The sequence below is a fragment of the Cedecea selenatireducens genome (genome assembly GCF_042138895.1).
Lineage (GTDB): Bacteria > Pseudomonadota > Gammaproteobacteria > Enterobacterales > Enterobacteriaceae > Cedecea > Cedecea selenatireducens.
The window spans coordinates 159,232-178,072 of sequence record NZ_JBHIKW010000007.1 but is presented as its reverse complement, the minus strand read 5'-3'; the positions used below and the strand labels follow the sequence as shown (position 1 = coordinate 178,072).

The 18,841-nt window shown below is 55.0% G+C and carries 15 protein-coding genes and 4 tRNA genes; 6 read left to right on the top strand and 13 right to left on the bottom strand.

Annotation, left to right across the window (positions count from 1 at the left end):
• The first annotated feature begins 26 nt into the window (after positions 1-26).
• From proX to leuA, 6 genes are all read left to right on the top strand, one after another.
• Positions 27-1,019, top strand: a complete 993-nt coding sequence (proX, locus tag ACE38U_RS13640) for a glycine betaine/L-proline ABC transporter substrate-binding protein ProX (RefSeq protein ID WP_375529926.1) — start codon at positions 27-29, stop codon at positions 1,017-1,019.
• 154 nt (positions 1,020-1,173) lie between these two features.
• Positions 1,174-2,352 (top strand): MFS transporter, encoded by a 1,179-nt coding sequence (locus ACE38U_RS13635; RefSeq protein ID WP_038479558.1) that lies wholly within the window; start codon positions 1,174-1,176, stop codon positions 2,350-2,352.
• 455 nt (positions 2,353-2,807) lie between these two features.
• The gene (gene mprA, locus ACE38U_RS13630; protein WP_038479555.1) at positions 2,808-3,338 is read left to right on the top strand and encodes a transcriptional repressor MprA; all 531 of its coding nucleotides are present in this window, start codon (positions 2,808-2,810) and stop codon (positions 3,336-3,338) included.
• A gap of 135 nt (positions 3,339-3,473) precedes the next feature.
• The gene (gene emrA, locus ACE38U_RS13625) at positions 3,474-4,646 is read left to right on the top strand and encodes a multidrug efflux MFS transporter periplasmic adaptor subunit EmrA (protein ID WP_038479552.1); all 1,173 of its coding nucleotides are present in this window, start codon (positions 3,474-3,476) and stop codon (positions 4,644-4,646) included.
• Positions 4,647-4,661: 15 nt separating this feature from the next.
• Positions 4,662-6,200, top strand: coding sequence for a multidrug efflux MFS transporter permease subunit EmrB (gene emrB / locus ACE38U_RS13620; protein WP_038479549.1), 1,539 nt, complete (start codon positions 4,662-4,664; stop codon positions 6,198-6,200).
• Between the two features lie 140 nt (positions 6,201-6,340).
• Complete coding sequence (gene leuA, locus ACE38U_RS13615; RefSeq protein WP_176981197.1) at positions 6,341-8,002, top strand: 2-isopropylmalate synthase; 1,662 nt, start codon at positions 6,341-6,343, stop codon at positions 8,000-8,002.
• Here leuA and ACE38U_RS13610 read toward each other — a convergent pair.
• The 13 genes from ACE38U_RS13610 to recA all read right to left on the bottom strand — a co-directional run bounded on the left by ACE38U_RS13610 (position 7,999) and on the right by recA (position 18,785).
• The gene (locus ACE38U_RS13610) at positions 7,999-8,763 is read right to left on the bottom strand and encodes an AraC family transcriptional regulator (RefSeq protein ID WP_176981196.1); all 765 of its coding nucleotides are present in this window, start codon (positions 8,761-8,763) and stop codon (positions 7,999-8,001) included. The genes leuA and ACE38U_RS13610 overlap by 4 nt on opposite strands.
• 89 nt (positions 8,764-8,852) lie before the next feature.
• On the bottom strand, positions 8,853-9,368 hold the full coding sequence (gene luxS, locus ACE38U_RS13605; protein ID WP_038483231.1) for an S-ribosylhomocysteine lyase: 516 nt from the start codon (positions 9,366-9,368) through the stop codon (positions 8,853-8,855).
• Positions 9,369-9,523: 155 nt separating this feature from the next.
• Positions 9,524-11,080 carry a glutamate--cysteine ligase gene (gene gshA, locus ACE38U_RS13600; RefSeq protein ID WP_038479540.1) on the bottom strand — a complete coding sequence of 519 codons (1,557 nt, stop codon included), beginning with the start codon at positions 11,078-11,080 and terminating at the stop codon, positions 9,524-9,526.
• Between the two features lie 76 nt (positions 11,081-11,156).
• A complete protein-coding gene (locus ACE38U_RS13595) occupies positions 11,157-11,585 on the bottom strand; it encodes a YqaA family protein (RefSeq protein WP_038479537.1) in 429 nt (142 codons plus the stop codon).
• Positions 11,582-12,148, bottom strand: a complete 567-nt coding sequence (gene yqaB, locus ACE38U_RS13590; protein ID WP_375529925.1) for a fructose-1-phosphate/6-phosphogluconate phosphatase — start codon at positions 12,146-12,148, stop codon at positions 11,582-11,584. Before yqaB ends, ACE38U_RS13595 begins: the two co-directional genes overlap by 4 nt.
• Before the next feature lie 316 nt (positions 12,149-12,464).
• Positions 12,465-12,541, bottom strand: a tRNA-Arg gene (locus ACE38U_RS13585).
• Positions 12,542-12,736: 195 nt separating this feature from the next.
• Positions 12,737-12,813 (bottom strand) — tRNA-Arg (locus ACE38U_RS13580).
• A 195-nt stretch (positions 12,814-13,008) separates the two neighbouring features.
• Positions 13,009-13,085 (bottom strand) — tRNA-Arg (locus ACE38U_RS13575).
• 4 nt (positions 13,086-13,089) lie between these two features.
• Positions 13,090-13,182: transfer RNA gene (locus tag ACE38U_RS13570), tRNA-Ser, on the bottom strand.
• Between the two features lie 300 nt (positions 13,183-13,482).
• Entirely contained in the window at positions 13,483-13,668 is a 186-nt protein-coding gene (csrA, locus tag ACE38U_RS13565; protein ID WP_008458257.1) for a carbon storage regulator CsrA, read from the bottom strand.
• A gap of 245 nt (positions 13,669-13,913) precedes the next feature.
• Positions 13,914-16,541, bottom strand: a complete 2,628-nt coding sequence (alaS, locus tag ACE38U_RS13560; protein WP_375529924.1) for an alanine--tRNA ligase — start codon at positions 16,539-16,541, stop codon at positions 13,914-13,916.
• Between the two features lie 139 nt (positions 16,542-16,680).
• Positions 16,681-17,196, bottom strand: coding sequence for a regulatory protein RecX (locus ACE38U_RS13555; protein WP_176981195.1), 516 nt, complete (start codon positions 17,194-17,196; stop codon positions 16,681-16,683).
• 524 nt (positions 17,197-17,720) lie between these two features.
• Complete coding sequence (gene recA, locus ACE38U_RS13550; protein WP_038479525.1) at positions 17,721-18,785, bottom strand: recombinase RecA; 1,065 nt, start codon at positions 18,783-18,785, stop codon at positions 17,721-17,723.
• Positions 18,786-18,841: the final 56 nt, after the last annotated feature.

The window sequence follows — 18,841 nt, the reverse complement described above, 5'->3', positions numbered from 1 at the left end:
CCCATCACCATTAAAAAGGAATAACGATGCGACACAACGCTATTTTAGCCACAGCTCTTGCGACACTCGTTTCCACCAGCGCTTTTGCGGCAGACTTGCCGGGCAAAGGCATCACCGTTCAGCCGATACAGAGCACCATCTCTGAGGAGAGCTTCCAGACGCTGCTGGTGAGCCGCGCGCTGGAAAAAATGGGCTACACCGTAAATAAGCCAAGTGAAGTGGACTATAACGTCGGCTACACCTCTATCGCCGCCGGCGACGCCACCTTTACCGCCGTTAACTGGCGGTCGCTGCATGATGATATGTACGCCGCCGCAGGCGGTGACAAGAAACTCTACCGCGAAGGCACCTTCGTGACCGGCGCGGCTCAGGGTTACCTCATCGACAAGAAAACCGCTGACCAGTACCACATCACCAACATTGAGCAGCTAAAAGACCCGAAAATCGCCAAACTGTTCGACAGCAACGGCGACGGCAAAGCCGACATGATGGGCTGTACGCCGGGCTGGGGCTGTGAGGCGGTGATTAATCACCAGAATGAAGCCTACAAGCTGGCGAACACCGTTACCGTCAACCACGGCAACTACTCGGCAATGATGGCCGACACTATCGCTCGCTTTAAAGAAGGCAAGCCGGTGCTGTACTACACCTGGACCCCCTATTGGGTAAGCGACGTGCTGAAGCCAGGTAAAGACGTGGTCTGGCTGCAGGTGCCGTTCTCTTCCCTGCCGGGCGTGCAGAAAGATATCGATACCAAACTGCCTAACGGCGCGAACTACGGCTTCCCGGTGAGCACCATGCACATTGTCGCCAACAAGGCATGGGCCGAGAAGAACCCGCAGGCCGCGAAGCTGTTTGCCCTCATGAAGCTGCCGCTGGCGGACATTAATGCTCAGAACGCGATGATGCATAACGGCAAGTCTTCCGAAGCCGATGTTAACGGCCACGTGGACGGTTGGATCAAAGCGCACCAGGCGCAGTTTGACGGCTGGGTGAAAGAGGCGCTGGCGGCGAAATAAATCTCCCCTCACCTCCCTTTATTTCTCCCTCTCCCTTCCAGGGAGAGGGCTGGGGTGAGGGTCAATCACCGCACGATCCGACACCCACCTTCCCTACTGCTGACATAATTTTTCGCTATTATTCAGACCTCTCTTTGGCAAGTTGAAGATAATAATGAAAAACAATACTCACGGACTCAGCCCGGCGCTGATCGTCCTGATGTCCGTCGCGACCGGCCTCGCGGTGGCCAGCAACTACTATGCGCAGCCGCTGCTCGATACCATCGCAAACGCCTTCTCACTCTCGGTAAACCAGGCAGGTTTCATCGTCACAACGGCACAGCTTGGTTATGCGGCCGGGCTGTTGCTGCTGGTTCCGCTTGGCGACATGTTTGAGCGTCGTGGGCTTATCGTCTTTATGACGCTGCTGGCGGCAGGCGGGATGCTGATCACCGCCACCAGCCAGTCCCTGTGGATGATGATTCTGGGCACCGCGCTGACCGGACTTTTCTCCGTGGTGGCACAAATTCTCGTGCCGTTTGCCGCCACGCTCGCGGCACCGGAAAAACGCGGAAAAGTTGTCGGGACGATTATGAGCGGGCTGCTGCTTGGGATCCTGCTGGCGCGTACCGTGGCCGGTTTGCTGGCAAGCCTTGGCGGCTGGCGCACCGTTTACTGGGTTGCCAGCGTGCTGATGGCGCTGATGGCGCTCGCCCTGTGGCGCGGATTGCCGCAGGTGAAGCAGGACAGCCACCTCAACTATCCGCAGCTGCTGAGCTCTATCTTCAGTCTGTTTATCAAAAATAGCCTGCTGCGCACCCGCGCCCTGCTGGGCTGCCTGACCTTCGCCAACTTCAGTATTCTCTGGACCTCAATGGCGTTCCTGCTGGCCTCGCCGCCGTTTAACTATTCCGAAGGCGTTATCGGCCTGTTCGGTCTGGCAGGCGCCGCAGGCGCGCTCGGTGCTCGCCCCGCTGGCGGGTTGGTCGATAAGGGCAAAGGACACCACACCACCACCATTGGCCTGCTGCTGCTGCTGCTCTCGTGGGTCGCGATCGCCTTCGGTCAGTTCTCGGCCATCGCGTTGATTATTGGTATTTTGGTGCTGGACCTGACCGTGCAGGGCGTTCACATCACCAACCAGAGTCTGATTTACCGCATGATGCCGGAAGCGCGTAACCGACTGACCGCCGGCTACATGACCAGTTATTTCATCGGCGGCGCGGCGGGCTCTTTGATTTCAGCGAGTGCTTACCAACATGCGGGCTGGAATGGCGTGTGTATCGCCGGCGCCAGCGTCGCCCTACTAAATTTGGTAGTGTGGTGGCGCGGATACCAGCGGCAGGCCGATTAGCTCGATATCGCCACTGCCCGTAAGGGAAATTGAAGATGTAATGACGGGGACAGTCTGTTAAGGTTGTCCCCGTTTACTAATTCGAGTGACATTAACGCAGGTTATTTATTAACACCGTATATGGATAGACCCGCAACTGTTTCAGCCGACAATCGCCACAGGGCGAAACTGTTCGTCAGACTGAAAAGCAGCTTTTCCATCGCCATTTCTCCTGTCCTCAAGGCATCAGCCTCCGGCTTCGATGCCGTTAAACGTCGTTACCCTACTCGAAACCCATTTTCTTCCCCCACGCTGCTTAGCGCTCTGGGCTATGGCTTAGCGTGGTTTACGCCGATGGTGGCAACAACCAAACGTATATAAACGTATACAAGCGCATATAAACGTATAAATAATGCATTTACTTTATTTGTCACCATCGTTACTATATCGGCTGCAACTAATGAGGTTATGCCAAAATGGATAGTTCGTTCACGCCCATAGAACAAATGCTGAAGTTCCGCGCCAAACGTTATCAGGAGTTCCCGTACCAGGAGGTTCTGTTGACGCGTCTTTGTATGCACATGCAGGGTAAACTGCTGGAAAACCGCAATAAGATGCTAAAGGCGCAGGGGATCAACGAGACCTTATTCATGGCACTCATTACCCTTGAGTCCCAGGAAAATCACAGCATTCAGCCTTCTGAACTGAGCTGCGCGCTGGGTTCATCCCGCACCAACGCGACCCGTATCGCCGATGAGCTGGAAAAACGCGGCTGGATCGAACGCCGTGAAAGCGATAACGATCGCCGCTGCCTGCATCTGCATTTGACCGAAAAAGGTCACGAATTCCTGCGCCAGGTGCTGCCGCCGCAGCATAACTGCCTGCATCAGCTGTGGTCCGCGCTCGACGCCGGCGAAAAAGAGCAGCTGGAAATGATCACCCGTAAGCTGCTCAACCGCCTCGACCAGATGGAAGAGGACAAAGTGATCCTTGAAGCACTGAGCTAAGCTGTCACCGTCTGCACGTCCGACAACAATCCGATGTCACAACTACTCTCAGGCCAGCAATCTCCTTGCTGGCCTGTCAGGTCTAACAGGTCGGCTCAGCTGACCGGAAATAATAATAAACAGGTGGAGATTAGCATGAGCGCAAATGCGGAGACTCAAGCCCCGCAGCAACCGGCTAACAAGAAAGGCAAACGTAAGAGTGCCCTGATCTTGTTGACCTTGCTCTTTGTCATTATTGCCGTGGCATATGGAATCTATTGGTTTTTGGTGCTGCGTCACTTTGAAGAGACCGATGATGCTTATGTCGCAGGAAATCAGGTGCAGATCATGGCCCAGGTCTCCGGTAGCGTGACCAAAGTCTGGGCAGACAATACCGATTTTGTAAAACAGGGTGATGTACTAGTCAGCCTCGACGGTGCCGATGCCGAGCAGGCGTTTGAGAAAGCCAAAACTCAGCTGGCCTCAAGCGTGCGCCAGACTCGCCAGCTGATGATCAACAGCAAGCAGTATCAGGCGAACATCGAACTGCAGAAAACCGCGCTGGCTCAGGCACAAACCGACCTGAACCGCCGTATTCCGCTGGGCAGCGCCAACCTGATTGGCCGCGAAGAATTGCAGCACGCCCGTGATGCGGTGACCAGCGCTCAGGCTCAACTGGACGTTGCCGTTCAGCAATACAATGCTAACCAGGCAATGATCCTCGGCACTAAGCTGGAAGAACAGCCTGCCGTTCAGCAGGCGGCCACCGAAGTTCGCAACAGCTGGATGGCGCTGCAGCGGACTAAAATCGTCAGCCCAATGACCGGCTATGTTTCTCGCCGGGCCGTGCAGGTTGGCGCCCAAATCAGCCCGTCCACGCCGCTGATGGCCATCGTGCCGGCCAGCGGATTGTGGGTGGACGCTAACTTTAAAGAAACCCAGCTGGCACATATGCGCATCGGCCAGCCTGCCACCGTCATCAGTGATATCTACGGCGACGAAGTGAAGTACACCGGTAAAGTTGTCGGCCTGGATATGGGCACCGGCAGCGCCTTCTCGCTGCTGCCAGCGCAGAACGCCACCGGGAACTGGATCAAAGTGGTTCAACGCCTGCCGGTTCGTATCGAACTCGACGCCAAACAGATTGAACAGCATCCGCTGCGCATCGGTCTGTCCACGCTGGTGAACGTCGATACCAGCAACCGCGACGGGAGCGTGCTGTCATCCCAGACCCGCAGCACGCCAGCGTACGAAAGTAACGCGCGTGAGCTGAATCTGGCGCCAGCTAACCAGCTTATTGACCAGATTATTCAGGCCAATGCGGGTTAATAGAGCGGAGGGCGTATGGCACAACAAAAACCGCTAGAAGGGGCCCAACTGGTCATTATGACCATCGCCCTGTCGCTGGCGACCTTTATGCAGGTGCTGGACTCCACCATCGCTAACGTGGCTATCCCGACCATTGCCGGTAACCTGGGCTCATCCCTGAGCCAGGGCACGTGGGTTATCACCTCATTTGGGGTGGCCAACGCCATTTCAATCCCGATAACCGGCTGGCTGGCAAAACGCTTCGGTGAAGTGAAGCTGTTCCTGTGGTCGACCGTGCTGTTCGCTATTGCCTCCTGGGCGTGCGGCATGTCGAACAGCCTGACGATGCTTATCTTCTTCCGCGTGATTCAGGGGATTGTTGCCGGGCCGCTGATCCCGCTGTCGCAGAGCCTGTTGCTGAGCAACTATCCTCCCGCCAAACGCAGCATTGCGCTGGCGCTGTGGTCAATGACGGTTATCGTCGCGCCGATTTGCGGCCCAATTCTGGGCGGCTATATCAGCGATAACTACCACTGGGGCTGGATCTTCTTCATCAACGTGCCGATCGGCATTGTCGTGGTACTGATGGGCCTGCAGGCCCTGCGAGGCCGCGAAACCCGCACCGAGCAGCGCCGCATTGACGGCATTGGGCTGGCGTTGCTGGTATTGGGGATTGGTAGCCTGCAGATCATGCTCGACCGCGGTAAAGAGCTGGACTGGTTCAACTCGACGGAAATCATCGTGCTGACGGTCGTGGCGGTGGTCACTATCAGCTTCCTGATTGTGTGGGAACTCACTGACGACAACCCGATAGTCGACCTGTCGCTGTTTAAGTCGAGAAACTTTACCATCGGCTGCCTGTGTATCAGTCTCGCCTACATGCTCTATTTCGGCGCGATTGTGCTCTTGCCGCAGCTCTTGCAGGAAGTGTACGGCTATACCGCGACCTGGGCCGGGCTTGCGTCCGCGCCGGTAGGGATAATCCCGGTGCTGCTGTCGCCGATTATCGGCCGCTTCGCGCATAAGCTCGACATGCGTCGCCTGGTCACCTTCAGCTTCATTATGTATGCGGTGTGCTTCTACTGGCGTGCGTATACCTTTGAACCGGGGATGGACTTTGCCGCGTCGGCATGGCCGCAGTTTATTCAGGGCTTTGCGGTAGCGTGCTTCTTCATGCCGCTGACCACAATTACCCTCTCTGGGCTGCCGCCGGAGCGTCTTGCCGCGGCGTCGAGCCTGTCGAACTTTACCCGTACATTGGCGGGTTCGATTGGCACCTCGATAACGACCACGCTGTGGACGAACCGCGAGTCGCTGCACCATGCGCAGCTGACGGAGTCGATCACGCCGTTTAACCCGAACTCGGTTGAAACCTACAACCAGCTTCAGGGCTTAGGTATGACGCAGCAGCAGGCTTCCGGCTACATCGCCCAGCAGATAACCAACCAGGGGCTGATCATCTCCGCCAACGAGATTTTCTGGTTCTCGGCAGGGGTATTTATTCTGCTGCTTGGTCTGGTGTGGTTTGCCAGGCCGCCTTTCGGGGCGGGCGGCGGAGGCGGTGGCGCGCACTAGTGCACTTTATAAAGGAGCCTTCGGGCTCCTTTTTCTTTGCCCGAACCTGGCGGTTTCGCCATACAGGTTGTCAGCTTTGCGCCAGTATCAAACGTCGTTCTTCTCCAGGATAAACAGACCACACGACCTGGAGGATCCTGATGCTGACCAACCCATCGCAAAAATACCTCGCCCACGCGCCGATTCAATTAGCAGACCGCCAGTGGCCGGACAAAACCCTGACGCAGGCTCCCCGCTGGCTTTCCACCGACCTGCGCGATGGCAACCAGGCCCTGGCCGAACCGATGGACGCAGCCCGCAAGCTGCGCTTCTGGGATTTGCTGCTGAAGTGCGGTTTTAAAGAGATAGAGGTCGCCTTCCCTTCCGCCTCAGAAACCGACTTTCAGTTTGTGCGTCAACTGATTGAAGAAAATCGTATTCCCGAAGACGTAACCATCCAGGTGCTGACCCAGGCGCGCAGCGACCTTATTGAGCGTACCTTTGCTTCGCTTGAAGGTGCCCACAGCGCGACTGTGCACCTTTACAACGCCACGGCGCCGCTGTTCCGCAAGCTGGTGTTCCGTCAGAGTAAAGAAGAGATTATTCAGCTGGCGGTGACCGCCACTCGCCAGGTGCGAGCGCTGTGCGAGGCAAATCCACAGACGCGCTGGCGATATGAATATTCCCCGGAAACCTTTTGCTTTACCGAGCCGGAGTTTGCCCTGCAAATCTGTGAGGCGGTGGCAGACGTCTGGGAGCCCTCGCCCGAGCGCCCAATGATTATCAATCTGCCCGCTACCGTGGAGGTGAACACGCCCAACGTCTATGCCGATCAGATTGAGTATTTCTGCCGCCGCTTTTCCCGCCGCGATGCGGTCTGTATCAGCGTGCATCCGCACAACGATCGCGGCAGCGGCGTCGCCAGCGCCGAGCTTGCCATTCTTGCCGGAGCAGACCGGGTTGAAGGCTGCCTGTTCGGCAACGGGGAGCGCACCGGCAACGTCTGCCTGGTCACGCTGGCGATGAACCTTTATAGCCAGGGGATCTCACCGCAGCTGGACTTCAGCGATATGAAGCAGGTGGTGGAGCTGGTCGAGCAGTGTAATCAGCTGCCGGTACATCCTCGCCATCCCTATGCCGGAAAACTCGCGTTTACCGCCTTCTCCGGCTCGCATCAGGATGCCATCAAGAAAGGTTTTACCGCACGTGGGGAATCCAGTTCAGCTTTGTGGGAGATGCCCTATCTTCCGGTCGACCCGAACGATATCGGCTGTAGTTATGAGGCAGTGATCCGCGTCAACAGTCAGTCAGGGAAAAGCGGTGCCGCCTGGATGCTGGAACAAAACCATGGCCTGGTATTGCCGCGAGGGCTGCAGCAGGACTTTAGCCGTCACGTGCAGGCGCAGACCGACAGAGAAGGAAGCGAGATGACGCTGAGCGCTCTGTGGCAGCTGTTCCGCGAGCTTTATGGCCCGCATCAAACCGCGCCACGTCAGCTACAGGACTACCGGACGGAGAGCCAGGCCGACGGCTCGCTCCAGCTGTGGGCCCGCGTTCAGACGCAGGACGGCGTTATCACTCTGCAAGGCAAGGGCAACGGCTTGCTTTCCGCCGCGGCGGACGCCATCAAGTCTCGCTTTGCTCTGACGCTTTCTATTGAGGATTATCATGAGCATACGTTAGGCAGACACAGCGAAAGCCGATCGGCAGCCTATATCCGCTGTACCTTTAAGCAAGGCATGAGCCGCTGGGGAACCGGCATTGATAACGACGTCTCACGCGCTTCGCTGCAGGCGCTGTTAAATGCGCTGCCAGCGGGTTAATCAGAGAGGAAGTAATCGCTCGGTGAAACGCCGAGCGTCCGACGGAACATGGCGCTGAAGGCGCTGTGGCTCTCATAGCCCAGATCCAGCGCAACACGCAGCACGGACTGCCCCAGGGCAAGGCGGTTGAGGGCTTCCATCAGCCTTGCCCTACGCAGCCATTCGCTAAACGCCAGGCCCGTTTGCTGGCGAAAATGGCGCAGCAGCGTTCGTTCACTGACGTTCAGCCGCTCAGCGGCCAGCGCGTTTGTCCACGGTTTACCGGGCTCGGCCTGAATCTGTCGGCATAAAGCCAGCAGGCCGGGAGACTGAGGTTCAGGCAGGTTGAACGGCAGCACGGCGATCACTCTGATTTCATCGAGGATCAGCTCATAAATACGCTCCGCCCGGCTGCCAGCGGCGTAGGCCTCCGGCAGTTGAAGAGAGGTGATAATCAGCTCGCGCAGTAAAGTGGATATCTGCACAACCTGGCACACCGAGGGTAAGTCAGCCCGGGCGAACGGATCGATAAAAAGCGTGCGCGCCGCCACGTTGCCGGTGATTTGCAGGCGGTGCTGAGTCCCCGCCGGCAGCCAGACGCCACGTCCGGGTGGAACAACCCAGATACCTTTTTCGGTTTCGACTCGCACCACTCCGCTCAGCGTATGCAATAGCTGCGCACAGTCATGACTGTGCCACGGCTCCGTTGCACCATGAGTATAGTCATGGGCAAACGGAACCAGCGGGCGCGTGGCAAAGCTGAATTGCAGGCTGGTGGACATAGTTTATTTCGCGAGCAAAAAGATGACGATAGCATACCGCAGACGTAAAAAAAGGAGCCATAAGGCTCCTTTTTACAGTTGGCACACCGCTAGATGTGCAGCTCCTGCAGCTTCTCTTTCGGCAGGGCCAGCTCATCGTTGCTGTTGACGCTAACGTCATGCTCGATGATGTGGCGCGCGATATCTTGCGCTTCCTGCAGAGAGTGCATCTGATACGTCCCGCACTGGTAAACGTTCAGCTCAGGGATTTGGTTCTGCTCTTTCACCTTCAGCACGTCCTGCATTGCCGCTTTCCAGGCATCGGCCACGCGCTGCTCTGCAGGTACACCGATCAGGCTCATGTAGAACCCTGTGCGGCAGCCCATCGGGGAGATGTCGATAATCTCAACACCGTTTCCGTTCAGGTGGTCACGCATAAAACCGGCGAACAGGTGCTCCAGAGTATGGATCCCTTTTTCCGGCATCACTTCCTTGTTCGGGACACAAAAGCGCAGGTCAAACACCGTAATAGTGTCACCGTGTGGCGTGTGCATAGTTTTGGCTACACGAACGGCTGGCGCACCCATACGAGTATGGTCGACTGTGAAGCTATCCAACAACGGCATCTGGTCACCTCCGATAAAATGATTTTTTTTAAAATAATTGAAACTATTTTTACGCACGCGAGTCTGAGTATGTGAAAGACGCGCATTTGTTATCATCATCCCTGTTATTCAGAGATGAATGTTTGGCCACAAGTATGTGGCCATTTTCTTTTTTGTCAGGCCTTCTTCTCAAGCCAGCTATCAAACGACTCTGTATCCGCCGCTTCGATATCCCGCTGACGCTGCCATGAAGCATCATGCTCCTTCTGCAACGCATCCGCTGTTAAAATTTCCAACGGTTCCTGAACCAACTGCTGACGGTATTGTTCGGCCAGAGCCAGGCCGGTGCCGCCAATCCCGTTATCAATCATAGAACGCAAAATACGCGCTGAATACGTTAATTCCGGATCGTCAAAGCTGGCAACCAGCTGGTCGCAAACCTGCTGGTATTCCTGGCTGTCGGTCATGCCGTCGAGCGTTTCCGCCACGCGGCGCAGGTCAGCAAACAGGTCTTTACCCACTTTTGACAGCGGATGTTGCGCCGTTTCACAGCCAATGCCCAGAGTCAGCCCAGGCTTACGCCCTTCCAGAATCACACGGTTCCAGTTGGTGCGGGTACACAGCAGCTCGTCGCTGCTCATCTCCGGCGCATCGGCCAGCACGCACCAAATCATAAACAGATCGAGGAAGCGAACCTGCTGCTCATCCACGCCAATCGGCGAGAACGGGTTGATATCCAGCGAACGCACTTCGATATACTCGATGCCGCCGCGCAGCAGCGCATCTGACGGCGATTCACCGTCACGCGTCACGCGTTTTGGACGAATCGGCGCATAGAGTTCGTTTTCAATTTGCAGCACGTTAGTGTTGAGCTGCAAATGCTTGCCATCCTTCATCAAACCAATCTTAGCGTACTCTTCCGACGGCGTTTTAATCGCCCGCTTCAGCGCATCAACATAGGTGTTTAGATCGTTGAAGGTAATACCCAGATTGCTCTGCGACTTGTTGGTGTAGCCCAGGTCGCTCAAACGCAGCGAGGTAGCATACGGCAGGTAATACATGCCGCATTCGGTTTTCTCAAACGGTAAAGCGCTCTCTTTGCCCTGCAGGAACGAAGAGCAGATAGCCGGAGAAGCACCGAACAGGTAAGGAATAACCCAACCAAAGCGGTAATAGTTGCGGATCAGGCGGAAGTAGCCGGCAGAAATCGCCTCTTTGCCGCTTTCAGCGTCCTGCACGCCGCATTTTGCCTGCCAGAAAGCCATCGGCAGGGAGAAATTGTAATGCACGCCGGAAATGGTCTGCATCAGCGCGCCATAGCGGTTTTTCAACCCTTCGCGGTAGAGCGTTTTAAAGCGGCCCGCGTTAGAAGAGCCATACTGAGCCAGCTCGATGTTCTGACCGTCATCGATGTAGCACGGCATACTCAGCGGCCACATACGCTCCTCGCCCAGCTCACGCGCCGTATGGCGATGAACGTCGCGCAGGAAGGTGAGCATATGGTCAATGTCACCATCAACCGGGGTAATAAATTCCAGGAGGGCTTCGGCGAAGTCCGTGGTAATCCATTTATGAGTAAACGCTGAACCAAGGCTTTCAGGATGCCCGGTGGTGGCTAAATCGCCTTTTGGCGTCACGCGTAGCGTTTCACGCTCAAGACCACGGCAAATGCCTTTTACTGCTTCAGGGTGCTTTTCCAGCCAGGCCAAAGCCTGTGATACGTCCGGGATCAAATTGACCTCCCGCCTGTCGAATTTATTTTAATAAGCATAATTGTTTTCGCCGGTGATGAAGACTCATCCCACGCAATTAGTGCCACCACGCCATGCCTTGTACCGTTGCAGCCGCGACAACGATGTAGCGTAGCGCTTTACCAAGGCATAAAAAGAATATCACCGGCCCCCAGCTCAGGCGTAGCCACCCGGCCAGAAGGCACAACAGATCGCCTATTAGCGGCATCCAGCTCAATAACAGCGTGGCTGGGCCAAAACGAGTCAACCAGTCGGTCGCTTTCCCCTGCCAGCGCGATTGTATACGCTGCGGGAAAAAGCGCCCCAGAATAACGTTAGTCATACCGCCAAGGCTATTACCGATTGTTGCTATTATCACAAGAACCGATACCGGACCGCTACCGGCGACCAGAAGCGCCACGAGCACCGCTTCCGAGCTGCCCGGCAGCAGAGTTGCGCTCAGGAAGCTGCTGCTGAACAGTGAGAGGAGCGACAGCGTGTCGCTCACAGTAAGCGCACATCTACCGCATCCATTCCCGCACTGCGCGCGGCCTGAAGGCCAAAATCGGCATCTTCAAAGACAACGCACTTCTGCGGCGCTACGCCCATCAGTTCGGCGCAGCGTAAGAAGGTATCAGGTGCAGGCTTATGGTGTTTAACATGATCTGCTGCCACCACCGCCGAAAAATAGTGGCGAAGGCCCAGGTGTTTAAGCAGGGCCTCTGCGATATCGCTTTCGCTACCTGTGCCGACCGACATAGGCCGGCGGCCATGCCAGGCTTTTACCACTTCAATCAGCGGCAACGGGCGCACGGTGTCTAGCAGTATCGCGCGTACAGCAGCAGTTTTTTCGGCTGCCAGGCTGTGGGGATCGAGATCGGCATTGTGGCTTTCAATAATTGCGGCGGCAATTTTCCAACTCGGCGCACCGTTCAGGGCAACCATCGCCTGCTCGTCGAAGCTCATACCATAGCGGCCAAGGGTTTCATGCCAGGCTTTACGGTGAGTCGGTTCCGTATCGAGAATTGTGCCGTCCATATCAAAGATTAAACCATCATAGCGGTCGTACATCTCACCCTCACTTCGCTGAATGTCGAGGCGTTACTTTAGCGTAAATGGCTGAAATTGTCGCTGTCTGTGGTCCGGGGGGTGTTGCGAAAAAGGAGTATTAAAAATTGGAGAAAACGTGCTAATAGGGGATTAAAAAGTGCGGGGAAAAATGGTGTATCCGGGAGGATGACTGGGAAGAAAATGGTGCATCCGGGAGGATGACTCGCCGAAGGCTCGCCCTAAAGGGCCGTTGCTGAAGCAACGTTATCCTCCCTGGTGTTGGCGGAGAAATTAACTTTCTCTGTCACACTGTCATCGCTAATGATGCGGGAGAATATGGTGCATCCGGGAGGATTCGAACCTCCGACCGCTCGGTTCGTAGCCGAGTACTCTATCCAGCTGAGCTACGGATGCATCGGGATTACTGCTTTTACTACGCGTCTCAATTATCAACATTTGATAATCGGGAGAAGATGGTGCATCCGGGAGGATGACTCGCCGAAGGCTCGCCCTAAAGGGCCGTTGCTGAAGCAACGTTATCCTCCCTGGTGCTGGCGGAGAAATTAACTTTCTCTGTCACACCGTCATCGCCGATGACTGGCAAGAAAATGGTGCATCCGGGAGGATTCGAACCTCCGACCGCTCGGTTCGTAGCCGAGTACTCTATCCAGCTGAGCTACGGATGCATCGGGATTACTGCTTTTACTACTGAATCAATGTCACTCATCATGCCGCAACACTGATGAAGATGGTGCATTCGGGAAAATGATTCGCCGTTTGCTCGCCCTAAGGGCCGTTGCTAAGCAACGTTATCCTCCCTGGTGTTGGCGGAGAAATTTATTTCTCTGTCACACTGTCATTGCTAATGACTCGGGGGGAAATGGTGCATCCGGGAGGATTCGAACCTCCGACCGCTCGGTTCGTAGCCGAGTACTCTATCCAGCTGAGCTACGGATGCAAAATGGCGGTGAGGCGGGGATTCGAACCCCGGATGCAGCTTTTGACCGCATACTCCCTTAGCAGGGGAGCGCCTTCAGCCTCTCGGCCACCTCACCACACACGCCTCTTTCGAGTGCTTCGAGTTACTCATAAGAGCTTCTCGTCGCTGCGTGGCGCACATATTACTTTCTGGGACTTATAAGTCAAACAATTTTTCCCGACTCGCTATCGATTGCACAAATCACGCTCGATTAGCGTAATTTGGAGACAAAAAGAGTGTTTTATCAACAGGCAAACGGCGATAAGCGTGCAGAAACGGCCCGACGATAAACGAAGCAAAAGGAGTATGAACTGGAGAGAGAAAGGAAACTGCAGGAGAGGTGCGCCTCGCTGTAGCCCAGCGAGACGCGATATCTTTAGAAATTCGTTTGTTGGGATTTTTCAGCCTGGATACGTTGGTAGATCTCTTCGCGGTGCACAGAGACTTCTTTCGGGGCGTTAACACCAATACGTACCTGGTTGCCTTTTACCCCAAGCACAGTCACGGTCACCTCATCCCCAATCATAAGGGTCTCACCAACTCGACGAGTCAGAATTAACATTCTTTGCTCCTTGAAAGATTAAAAGAGTCGGGTCTCTCTGTATCCCGGCATTATCCATCATATAACGCGAAAATGTAGCGGATGACAAATAGATAAAACGGACTCTGTCATAGCATTACACTCTGTTATATCTAAGTTTAGCCGATATACACAACTTCAACCTGACTTTATCATTATTGATAATGTGTAAATGTTAGTACGCCATAACTGAGAACAGTTATGGCGCAATACACTTTTAGTTATTTTCAGAGTTTTGCCGTAACCCAGGCTTCAACACCGGCCAGTGCGCCCGGCAGTGCCGCCGCATCTGTACCACCGGCCTGAGCCATATCAGGACGACCGCCCCCTTTGCCGCCAACCTGCTGTGCAACCATCCCCACCAGTTCCCCCGCCTTAACGCGGTCGGTCACATCTTTGGAGACACCAGCAATCAGAGACACTTTCCCTTCTGCCACGGTGGCCAGAACAATCACGGCGGAGCCGAGCTGATTTTTCAGGTCATCGACCATGGTGCGCAACATCTTAGGTTCGACGTTGCTCAGCTCGCTTACCAGTAATTTAACGCCTTTTACTTCAACCGCTTTGCTGGAGAGGTTTGCACTCTCCTGCGAAGCCTGCTGTTCTTTCAACTGCTGCAGCTCTTTCTCCAACTGGCGGGTGCGTTCCAGCACCGAACGTACTTTCTCGTTCAGGTTCTGACTATCGCCTTTCAGCAGTTGAGCAATGTCGTGCAGCTGGTCGCTTTGCGCATGAAGATTAGCCAGTGCGCCTTCGCCGGTCACAGCTTCAATACGACGCACGCCAGCCGCCGTACCGGATTCCGCAACGATGCGGAACAGACCGATGTCACCTGTACGAGAAGCGTGAGTACCACCACACAGTTCGGTGGAGATGTCCCCCATGCTCAGAACGCGCACGTGGTCATCATATTTCTCACCGAACAGCGCCATTGCGCCCTTCGCTTTCGCCGCTTCGAGATCCATAACCTTGGTTTCGACAGGCAGGTTACGACGAATTTGCGCGTTGACGATATCTTCTACAGCGCGGATTTCAGCCGGCTTCATCGCTTCAAAATGAGAGAAGTCGAAACGCAGGCCTTTATCGTTTACCAGAGAACCTTTCTGAGCAACGTGAGTGCCCAGAACCTGGCGCAGCGCAGCATGCAGAAGGTGCGTTGCGGAATGGTTCAAGCGAATGCGAGCGCGACGGGCTTCGTCAACTTTCGCCTCAACGCTGTCGCCCACTTTCAGCACGCCGGAAACCAGCTTGCCAAGGTGGCCAATCGCCTGGCCGTATTTCTGGGTGTCGTTGACCGCGAAGTCGACGCCGTTACCTTTCACGGTACCTTTGTCACCAACCTGGCCGCCGGACTCACCGTAGAACGGCGTTTCGTTTAGCACAACGACGGCATCCTGACCCGCAGTCACCTGGTCAACGGACTTGCCGTCAACGAACAGCGCGGTCACTTTCGCATTCAGATCGAGACTGTCGTAGCCTTTAAATTCAGAAGCAGAATCCACACGGATCATGCTGTTGTAGTCTGCACCAAAACCGCTGGACTCACGCGCACGACGACGCTGTTCTTCCATTGCGGCTTCAAAGCCCGCCTCGTCAACTTTAATGTTGCGCTCGCGGCAAACGTCAGCCGTCAGATCCACAGGGAAACCGTAGGTGTCATACAGGCGGAAAGCGGTTTCGCCATCCAGCGTGTCGCCCTTCAGCTTCGCCAGCTCGTCGTCCAGCAGCGCCAGGCCGCGTTCCAGCGTACGAGCGAACTGCTCTTCTTCGGTTTTCAGAACCTGCTCAACCAGCGCCTGCTGTTTTGCCAGCTCTTCGCCTGCAGAACCCATCACTTCGACTAACGGCCCAACAAGCTTGTAGAAGAAGGTGTCTTTCGCACCCAGCATATTACCGTGACGAATAGCGCGACGAATGATGCGGCGCAGAACGTAGCCACGGTTTTCGTTAGAAGGGGTGACGCCGTCGGCAATCAGGAACGCACAGGAACGGATATGGTCCGCAATAACGCGCAGGGATTTATTAGACAGATCGGTCGCGCCGGTCACTTCCGCTACGGACTGAATCAGCTTTTTGAACAGGTCGATATCGTAGTTGGAGTTAACGTGCTGCAGTACGGCCGCAATACGCTCCAGCCCCATACCGGTATCCACCGATGGTTTTGGCAGCGGCAGCATAGTGCCGTCAATCTGACGGTTAAACTGCATGAACACGATGTTCCAGATCTCAATATAGCGATCGCCGTCTTCTTCAGGGCTGCCCGGTGGGCCGCCCCAGATGTGATCGCCATGATCGAAGAAAATCTCGGTGCACGGACCGCAAGGACCGGTGTCGCCCATCTGCCAGAAGTTATCGGATGCAAAGGCTGCGCCTTTGTTATCGCCAATGCGAATAATACGCTCGCGCGGCACACCGACTTCTTTTTCCCAGATTTCATAGGCTTCGTCATCGGTTTCGTAGACGGTCACCCACAGGCGCTCTTTCGGCAGCGCGAACCAGTTTTCACCGGTCAGCAGTTCCCAGGCAAAGTTGATCGCATCGTGTTTGAAATAGTCGCCAAAGCTGAAGTTACCCAGCATTTCGAAGAAGGTATGGTGACGTGCGGTGTAACCGACGTTTTCCAGATCGTTGTGCTTGCCGCCTGCACGAACACAACGCTGAGAGGTTGTGGCGCGGGAATAATTACGCTTGTCGAGACCCAGGAAGACATCCTTGAACTGGTTCATCCCGGCATTGGTAAACAGCAAAGTCGGATCGTTGTTCGGGACCAGGGAGCTGCTCGCTACAACCTGGTGGCCTTTACTATGGAAAAAATCGAGAAACGCCTGACGGATCTCAGCGGTGCTCTTGCTCATAATTATCCTGGAATCAAGCTAACGAAGAGTTGTAAACCTGCCATGACGGCCGTAACGCGGACGGCTCAGGCCAGCTTACCTGGAAAAAAGTGGGAATAAGATAAGTTTTCTGGCGTGGGAAGTAAAATCCAGTGTGGCCCTAATCAGCAAAATTTCGCCAGATCTCCTGAATGTCTTCCATAAAGAAGCCACGATAGAGAAGAAAACGCTGCACTTTCGCCTTCGCCTGCCACTCCGTTGGCAGCGGTGTGCCAAACTTTCGCTCGGCCAGCTCGCGCGCCAGCGGCTGCCAGTCAATGTCACAGGCCATCATTGCCGACTCGCCAATGGCCCGATCGATGCCCTTTTGCTTCAGCTCCTGGCGAATACGCTGTGGCCCGTAACCTTTACGGCTACGGCTGGCAATAAAGCGTGACGCAAACTGGACGTCGTCCAGCCAGCGATGTTCATAGCACCACGCAATGACCTTATCGATATCCTCCTGCGCTATCTCAGGCTCATCCTCTTTGGCAAATTTGGCCGCAAAGGCAGAAGGCGTAGCCAGCTTACGGCGCAGTTCGTGCTCGCTGTGGTCGCGCATGGCCAGAATACGGGTTGCCTTATCCAAAAGACGGGCAAAGGGACTACGGCGGGGGGAGGTGATGTTATCGGGCATAGGGTCGTGTGGCACAGGTCGATATCAGGGTGGGAGAAAGCACAAAGGGCCGCGTTAGCGGCCCTTCATATTGATGACAAACAGCCGAAAAACGTGGTTTTCGACTGTTTGGGGTAAACCAGAGAACATTATTCATTGTTTTTATTAGACCTGGGTTCGGACTTTTTAGAGCAATGAACATTGTCAGCAGTCTCAAGGGCCGCGTTAGCGGCCCTTCATATTGATGACAAACAGCCGAAAAACGTGGTTTTCGACTGTTTGGGGTAAACCAGAGAACATTATTCATTGTTTTTATTAGACCTGGGTTCGGACTTTTTAAAGCAATGAACATTGTCAGCAGTCTCAAGGGCCGCGTTAGCGGCCCTTTGTATTGATGACAAACAGCCGAAAAACGTGATTTTCGACTGTTTGGGGTAAACCAGAGAACATTATTCATTGTTTTTATTAGACCTGGGTTCGGACTTTTTAGAGCAATGAACATTGTCAGCAGTCTCAAGGGCCGCGTTAGCGGCCCTTTGTATTACTTAGAAGTCTTCGTTGGTTTCGACCGCGTTTTCGTTGTGGTCATCTACCGTGAAGTCTGGCGTGCCGTCCTGGTTATTCAGCAGCATTTCGCGCAGTTTCTTCTCAATCTCATCTGCCATCGGCTTGTTCTCTTTCAGGAAGTTGCTGGCGTTTGCCTTACCCTGACCGATTTTTTCGCCGTTGTAGCTGTACCAGGCACCCGCTTTTTCAATCAGCTTGTGCTTCACGCCCAGGTCAACCAGCTCACCGTAGAAGTTGATGCCTTCGCCGTAGAGGATCTGGAATTCAGCCTGTTTAAACGGCGCTGCAATTTTGTTTTTCACAACCTTCACGCGGGTTTCGCTGCCGACGACGTTTTCGCCATCTTTCACCGCACCGATACGACGAATATCGAGGCGCACGGAAGCGTAGAATTTCAACGCGTTACCGCCGGTGGTCGTTTCCGGGTTACCGAACATGACGCCAATTTTCATACGGATCTGGTTGATGAAGATCAGCAGCGTGTTGGACTGCTTCAGGTTACCCGCCAGCTTACGCATCGCCTGGCTCATCATACGTGCCGCAAGGCCCATGTGAGAGTCGCCGATTTCGCCTTCGATTTCCGCTTTTGGCGTCAGCGCCGCAACGGAGTCGACGATGATGACGTCAACCGCACCGGAACGTGCCAGCGCGTCACAGATTTCCAGCGCCTGCTCACCGGTATCCGGCTGGGAACACAGCAGGTTGTCGATATCAACGCCCAGTTTCTTAGCGTATACCGGGTCCAGCGCGTGCTCGGCATCGATGAACGCACAGGTTTTACCGCTACGCTGCGCGGCAGCAATAACCTGCAGGGTCAGCGTCGTTTTACCGGAAGATTCAGGCCCGTAGATTTCTACGATACGGCCCATTGGCAGGCCGCCTGCGCCCAGCGCGATGTCCAGAGAAAGTGAACCGGTAGAGATCGTTTCCACGTCCATGGAACGGTCTTCACCCAAGCGCATGATGGAGCCTTTACCAAATTGTTTTTCAATCTGGCCCAGTGCTGCCGCTAACGCCTTCTGTTTGTTTTCGTCGATAGCCATTTCTACTCCTGTCATGCTGAGTGATGCGATGATTCGCAACCCCGCGTTCTCAATAC

Excerpts from the sequence above, each read along its gene's own strand:
- proX (WP_375529926.1), top strand. The coding sequence starts at position 27 with ATGCGACACAACGCTATTTTAGCCACAGCTCTTGCGACACTCGTTTCC.
- ACE38U_RS13635 (WP_038479558.1), top strand. The coding sequence starts at position 1,174 with ATGAAAAACAATACTCACGGACTCAGCCCGGCGCTGATCGTCCTGATG.
- mprA (WP_038479555.1), top strand. The coding sequence starts at position 2,808 with ATGGATAGTTCGTTCACGCCCATAGAACAAATGCTGAAGTTCCGCGCC.
- emrA (WP_038479552.1), top strand. The coding sequence starts at position 3,474 with ATGAGCGCAAATGCGGAGACTCAAGCCCCGCAGCAACCGGCTAACAAG.
- emrB (WP_038479549.1), top strand. The coding sequence starts at position 4,662 with ATGGCACAACAAAAACCGCTAGAAGGGGCCCAACTGGTCATTATGACC.
- leuA (WP_176981197.1), top strand. The coding sequence starts at position 6,341 with ATGCTGACCAACCCATCGCAAAAATACCTCGCCCACGCGCCGATTCAA.
- ACE38U_RS13610 (WP_176981196.1), bottom strand. The coding sequence starts at position 8,763 with ATGTCCACCAGCCTGCAATTCAGCTTTGCCACGCGCCCGCTGGTTCCG.
- luxS (WP_038483231.1), bottom strand. The coding sequence starts at position 9,368 with ATGCCGTTGTTGGATAGCTTCACAGTCGACCATACTCGTATGGGTGCG.
- yqaB (WP_375529925.1), bottom strand. The coding sequence starts at position 12,148 with ATGTACGACCGCTATGATGGTTTAATCTTTGATATGGACGGCACAATT.
- csrA (WP_008458257.1), bottom strand. The coding sequence starts at position 13,668 with ATGTTAATTCTGACTCGTCGAGTTGGTGAGACCCTTATGATTGGGGAT.
- alaS (WP_375529924.1), bottom strand. The coding sequence starts at position 16,541 with ATGAGCAAGAGCACCGCTGAGATCCGTCAGGCGTTTCTCGATTTTTTC.
- ACE38U_RS13555 (WP_176981195.1), bottom strand. The coding sequence starts at position 17,196 with ATGCCCGATAACATCACCTCCCCCCGCCGTAGTCCCTTTGCCCGTCTT.
- recA (WP_038479525.1), bottom strand. The coding sequence starts at position 18,785 with ATGGCTATCGACGAAAACAAACAGAAGGCGTTAGCGGCAGCACTGGGC.